This window comes from Mesorhizobium sp. M7A.F.Ca.AU.001.01.1.1 (assembly GCF_004022735.1).
Taxonomy (GTDB): Bacteria; Pseudomonadota; Alphaproteobacteria; order Rhizobiales; family Rhizobiaceae; genus Mesorhizobium; species Mesorhizobium ciceri.
Window position 1 is genome coordinate 1 of sequence record NZ_RZPF01000480.1, and the last position, 5,233, is coordinate 5,233.

Consider the following 5,233-nt stretch of genomic DNA (forward strand, 5'->3'; position numbering starts at 1 on the left):
CTCCCCCCGGGGGGGGGGACAGGCGGTTTGAGACCGCCGCCCGCCTCAGCCGTTATTTCACGGCGCCCGTCGGCTCGATGGTCGAACTCTACATCGACCCGCTGCCGATGCACCTCTTTGATCCCGAAACCGAACTGGTCATCGCGCGGCCGAGCCTCATGGGGGCCACGCGATGACCAGCATGGACAGAAACGAACGGCCGGCCTTTCGTCGCCGCTTCGGCTTGCATTTCGGGCTGATTGTCGTCTGCGCCATCGTGCTGCTGCCGCCGCTCTGGGTGCTGCGGACAAGCTTCGTCCCCGAGCAGTTGTCCTACAGCAACGAGCTGATGCCGGCCTTTACGACGGACAATTATTCGGCGCTGCTGTCGAGCCGCTTCGGTCAGTCGTACCTCAACAGCCTGATCGTCGCGCTCGGCTCGGTTCTGCTCGCATTGCCTTTTGCCGCCACCACCGGCTATGCCTTCGCCCGCTTCCGCACGGGCGGTCGTTGGGCGCGTTTTGCCGTTCTGGCGACGCAGATGTTGCCGCCCGTGGCGCTGGTGCTGCCGACCTTCACGCTGTTCCGAAGCCTGGAGCTCAGCAATTCGCTGACGGGGCTGATCATCGTCTATGCCGCGCTCAACCTGCCTTTCCTGACCTGGATCCTGATGGGCTTCTTCGAGGGCATTCCAGTCGATCTGGAATGGGCGGCGATGACCGACGGCGCGACCGCCTGGGGCGCCTTCTGGCGTATTGTCCTGCCGGTGTCGATGCCCGGTATCGCGGCCGCCGGCGTGCTCGGCTTCATCCTGGCTTGGAATGAGTTTTTGTTTGCCCTGGTTTTGAGCGGGCCGAAGACGGCAACCATACCGGTTGCGCTTGCGGCGTTGCAGACCTCGAACGGCGTCCAGATCGCCAAGGTTTCTGCCGGCGTCGTCCTTGCCATCCTGCCGCTGGTCGTGGCTTCCCGCTTCATCCAGCGTTTCATCGTCCAGGGCTTGACGTTCGGCAGCGTGAAATAGGCCGGCCGCTCCGAGAGCCGACATGGCTCGCTAGCCGGTTATGAAATCGTGGCGGGATCACCGCCGCGTCCAGAGGGAAAGAGGAGTAGAGAGTTATGACTTGGAACAAGCAGACCTTGATCAAAATGCTGATGACGGCCGTGAGCGGGGCAGCTGTTGTCAGCGCATCGCTTCCGGCCAGGGCGGCTGAGCCCATCACCTTGCACGCCTTGATGGAGGACGTGCCGGAAACCAAGATCATTGAAGCGCTGTTGCCCGAATTCGAGAAGCAGACCGGCATCAAGGTCGAGTTTGAGAAGATCGGCTATCCTGACATGCACGACAAGCTGGTGTCGCAGCTGACCGCGCCGCAGAGCTACTACAATGTGCTCGAGGTCGACTTCCTGTGGGCCGGCGAATTTCCGGCGGCCGGCTGGCTGGCCGACCTGAAACCCTTCGTCGAGAAATCCAAATACGATCTGAGCCCCTTCATTCCCTCGACGCTTGACCTGCTCGGCCGAACCGAGGACCAGCTGTTCCTGGTGCCCATGTACAACTACTCGATGGGCCTCCTCTACCGGAAGGACCTGATCGGCGACGAGAAGCTCAAGGCCGCCTACAAGACGGCAACCGGCAAGGAGCTCGCTTTGCCGACGACGCTCGAAGATTATGTGGCGATTTCCAAATTCATGAAGGCCAATGCCGGTGTCGCCGGGGCCGCGATGCAGGGCCAGCGCGGCGATCCCAACAGCATGGAATTCTCCAACTACCTGTTCTCCGCCGGCGGCAGCTATCTCAATGCCGACGGCAAGGCGAGCCTCGACACGGCAGAGGCCAAGAAGGCGCTCGATCTCTATGTCGACAATCTCCAGCACGGCGCCCAGCAGGGTGCCGTGTCGGCCACGCTCGACGACACCATGCGTCTGATGTGCAGCGGTTCCGCCTTCAGCATGGTCACCTATTGGTGGATGCTGCCGCAGATGGACGATGCCGTGAAGTGTCCGACGGTCGCCGGCAAGGTCGGCCTGTCGGTGATGCCGGGCGGCCATGGCGAGAGCGGCGGTTGGGGCTGGGGCATTCCCAAGAACACGTCGCCGGAAGAGCAGGAAGCCGCCTGGACCTTCATCCAGTGGGTGCAGAGCAAGGATGTTTCGGTGAAGCGCGCGCTCGAGGGCCACGCGCCCGTGCGCAGCGATGTCTATGCCGATGCGGCGGTGCTGGCGAAATATCCCTTCTACAAGACCGCCCAGGATGTGGTGGCGACCGGCAAGTCGTTCCCGATCTTCACCTATTCGGCGCAATACGAGGATCTGCTCGGTACCCAGCTTTCGCTGGCGGCTGGCGGCCAGGCGACATCGGACGCGGCGCTGAAGGCAGCTTCCGACGGCCTGCAGGGGCTCCTCGACAAATAGCGGTCCGGCTCGGCAAGGAGACCCGGCGCGGCGATGTCAGCCGCGCCGGATTTTCCAGACCCCGGATCTTGACGAGATCAGCAACGCCACCCCGACCAAGGCTCGGCCACGATGCACAATGCGATCAAAAAAGGATGGGCTGCCCGTGGCCGCGAGTGGCGGACCGGCTGGGCCTTTGCCTTGCCCGGCCTGCTGCTGCTGGCGATCGTGATGGGCTTTCCCCTGGCCTATGCCTGCATCCTCTCGATCTCCTCGATGACCTTGATCAAGCCGCAGCTCCTGCCGCTTGTCGGGTTCAAGAATTTCGCTTCGATGATCGGCGATGAGCTGTTCTGGAACGCGCTCTGGCTCACCGTGCGCTATTCGGCGGTGACCGTGGTCGGCGAATTCGTGATCGGGCTCGGCATTGCCCTGATGCTCAACCGGACGGTCCGGATGAAGCCGGTCTATTTCGCGGTTCTGACCATTCCCATGGCGATGTCGCCGATCAGCGTCGCCCTGATCTGGCGCATGCTGCTCCAGCCCAATCTCGGCATCGCCAATCATCTCATGGAGATATCAGGCCTGCCGCGCCTCGACTGGCTAGGCACGCCAGGCATGGCACTCTGGACGATGGCGGCGATCGACATCTGGCAGCAAATGTCCTTCGTCGTGCTGATCCTCGCCGCGGGGCTCGCCGCTTTGCCGCGCGATCCCTATGAGGCTGCTGAAGTGGACGGCGCGCGCGGCTGGCAGCAATTCCTCTACATCACGCTGCCGATGCTTCGGCCGGTCGCGGCGATCACCATCATCATCCAGCTGATCAACGAATTCCGGACCTACGATCTGCCCTATGTCCTGACCAAGGGCGGGCCGGGCAACGCGACCGAAGTGCTGAGCTTCTTTGCCTATCGCCGTGCCTTTCTCGGCCTTTCGCTCAACGAAGGCGCGGCAGCCGCGTTCGTGCTGCTGCTGATCGTGCTTCTGCTCACCGTGATCTTCTTCGCCGTCCTCGAACGCTCGCAATCGGGAGAGGGCCGGAAGTAGGGTTGTTAAGCCTTGCGCAATCTATGCGGCCTATCCTGGCCTGCAGATTGTCGAGGGAACATGAAACGCAAGCCGCTCCTGCTTTTCGCCTTTCCGTTTCTCATTCTGGCGGTCCTGGCAGGGGAGCGCATGGCGACCTTGTTGCTGGGCATCTATCCAGCCAGCCCCACCGCATGGTGGCTATGGCTTGAACTGCGCCCCTTGTCGACGGTGCTTTGGCAGCAGGTGGATGTCTGGCTGGGCGGTTCCATGGCTTTCGAAGCCGCTATCCTTGCCGCCGCATCGATCGTCTGCTGGATGGCGTGCCACGCCAAGCGGTCGGCTTTCTTCTTCCTCGCCAACCATATCGCCCTGATTTTCGCCGGGCTGATGATCGCGGTCGGCAGCCATTCGGAAACGGCAAGCACGATTGCCGAATTCACGTCGCCCAAGGGTCTTCCCTATTCGCTGGCCGTCGATTTCACCTTCAAGAACAGCTTGGTGCTGCTTTTGGGCTTCGTGGCCTGTGCCTACTGCCACATCGCCTTCCTCACCGAGGCGCGGGAGCGGTCCGTCCGGGCCATCCGCATCCTGGCGCTGCAGCGCGATCTCTAGATCGTTCGCCACTTACACCTTGCACGATCCGGGCTCTGCTGGGTCTAGTTGATCCGGCGGTAATAGACCTTGCCGTCGGGCTGCTGGATGCGCTGGTAATTGGAGCTGGGAGCAGGGGGCGACGCCGATGCGATTCTCCTCCTGGGTGCGGGCGCTTCGATGACGCCGGGTTCGCTCGCGCTCTCGCCGCCGAGGGCTTCGGGCGCTTGCGCCAGCGTGCTGGTGGCGATTTCGGACGGTTCTTCCACGCCCGGCATGGCCTCGCCGCCGGCGACCGGCATAGTCTGCCCAAGCCGGGCAATGCTGGCATCGATCTCGTTGAAGCTGCCTTGCAACTGGCTGTCCAGTTTCTCGAACCGGCTCTGAAAACCGTTGTTGACCGTGTCGAGCCGGGCTGCGATCCGCTGCTCGAATGCGCCGAGCTGCTCCAGCCGCGCCTCGACGAAACGCAGGTCGCTCATGCCCCGATAGAGATAGACCGCGGCCGCCATGTTGACTGCGGTGATCAGAAGCGCGCCGCCGGCGACGATGACGGCGATCGTCTTTGCCTTGCTGGGTTTCCCGGCGGCAGCCGGTTCGCGCTGTTCCTGGTTTCCGATATCGATCGCCGGCATGTCCGGTTCGCTGATCATCGTCATTGGACCACCACCTTTGCGCCGACCGCGACGCGTTTGAAAAGATCGATCACATCCGTGTTGGTGAGGCGAAAACAGCCCGATGTCCCGTCGAAGCCGACACCCGACGGGTCGTTGGTGCCGTGTATGCGGTAGAGCGTGTCGCGCCCGTCCCGAGACAGGTAGAGCGCCCTTGCGCCGAGCGGATTGTAGGGGCCGGCGGGCACCATTTTCGGCAGCTCCGGCTGGCGGGCCCGCATTTCCTGCGGCGGGCGCCACTCCGGCCATTCGGTCTTCGCCCCCACCTTGACGATGCCGGTCCAGCCGAACCCGTCGCGCCCGACGCTGATCTGGTAGCGCAGCGCCTGGCCCTGGCGGGTCACCAGGTAAAGCGCCTTCTCGTCCTTGCGGATGATGATCGTTCCCGGCTGCTCGGCGGTTCTAAAGGCGACGGCCTTGCGCAGGCTGGGCCCCATCGCCGGCAGCGGCGGCCGCTCCGAAAGTGCTGATCGCGCCTCGGCGAAGCCGTGGACGGACAGCGCCAACGCCATGCCGAGCACGCAGGCGCCGGCGAGCTTTGGGGCGATCCGGTATCTATCGGGCAG

General features: G+C 63.4%; 6 protein-coding genes. 4 read left to right on the forward strand and 2 right to left on the reverse strand.

Going from position 1 to position 5,233, the window contains the following annotated elements; all coding sequences use genetic code 11:
- Positions 1–181: 181 nt before the first annotated feature.
- The 4 genes from EN884_RS24890 (at position 182) to EN884_RS24905 (ending at position 4,014) form a co-directional block, all read left to right on the forward strand.
- The gene (locus tag EN884_RS24890; RefSeq protein ID WP_032808731.1) at positions 182–1,003 is read left to right on the forward strand and encodes a carbohydrate ABC transporter permease; all 822 of its coding nucleotides are present in this window, start codon (positions 182–184) and stop codon (positions 1,001–1,003) included.
- A 95-nt stretch (positions 1,004–1,098) separates the two neighbouring features.
- Positions 1,099–2,394 carry a sugar ABC transporter substrate-binding protein gene (locus EN884_RS24895; RefSeq protein ID WP_082826651.1) on the forward strand — a complete coding sequence of 432 codons (1,296 nt, stop codon included), beginning with the start codon at positions 1,099–1,101 and terminating at the stop codon, positions 2,392–2,394.
- A 111-nt stretch (positions 2,395–2,505) separates the two neighbouring features.
- Positions 2,506–3,420 (forward strand): sugar ABC transporter permease, encoded by a 915-nt coding sequence (locus EN884_RS24900; protein ID WP_013530273.1) that lies wholly within the window; start codon positions 2,506–2,508, stop codon positions 3,418–3,420.
- 60 nt (positions 3,421–3,480) lie between these two features.
- A complete protein-coding gene (locus EN884_RS24905; protein WP_063170086.1) occupies positions 3,481–4,014 on the forward strand; it encodes a hypothetical protein in 534 nt (177 codons plus the stop codon).
- Positions 4,015–4,058: 44 nt separating this feature from the next.
- Here EN884_RS24905 and EN884_RS24910 read toward each other — a convergent pair whose 3' ends face one another.
- The gene (locus EN884_RS24910; protein WP_013530275.1) at positions 4,059–4,652 is read right to left on the reverse strand and encodes a hypothetical protein; all 594 of its coding nucleotides are present in this window, start codon (positions 4,650–4,652) and stop codon (positions 4,059–4,061) included.
- The gene (locus EN884_RS24915) at positions 4,649–5,233 is read right to left on the reverse strand and encodes a L,D-transpeptidase (protein ID WP_128360784.1); all 585 of its coding nucleotides are present in this window, start codon (positions 5,231–5,233) and stop codon (positions 4,649–4,651) included. The genes EN884_RS24910 and EN884_RS24915 overlap by 4 nt, the downstream gene beginning before the upstream one ends.

Bases quoted from the DNA above. Each gene is read 5' to 3' on its own strand.
- EN884_RS24905 (WP_063170086.1), top strand. From the start codon at position 3,481: ATGAAACGCAAGCCGCTCCTGCTTTTCGCCTTTCCGTTTCTCATTCTG.
- EN884_RS24895 (WP_082826651.1), top strand. From the start codon at position 1,099: ATGACTTGGAACAAGCAGACCTTGATCAAAATGCTGATGACGGCCGTG.
- EN884_RS24890 (WP_032808731.1), top strand. From the start codon at position 182: ATGGACAGAAACGAACGGCCGGCCTTTCGTCGCCGCTTCGGCTTGCAT.
- EN884_RS24900 (WP_013530273.1), top strand. From the start codon at position 2,506: ATGCACAATGCGATCAAAAAAGGATGGGCTGCCCGTGGCCGCGAGTGG.
- EN884_RS24910 (WP_013530275.1), bottom strand. From the start codon at position 4,652: ATGACGATGATCAGCGAACCGGACATGCCGGCGATCGATATCGGAAAC.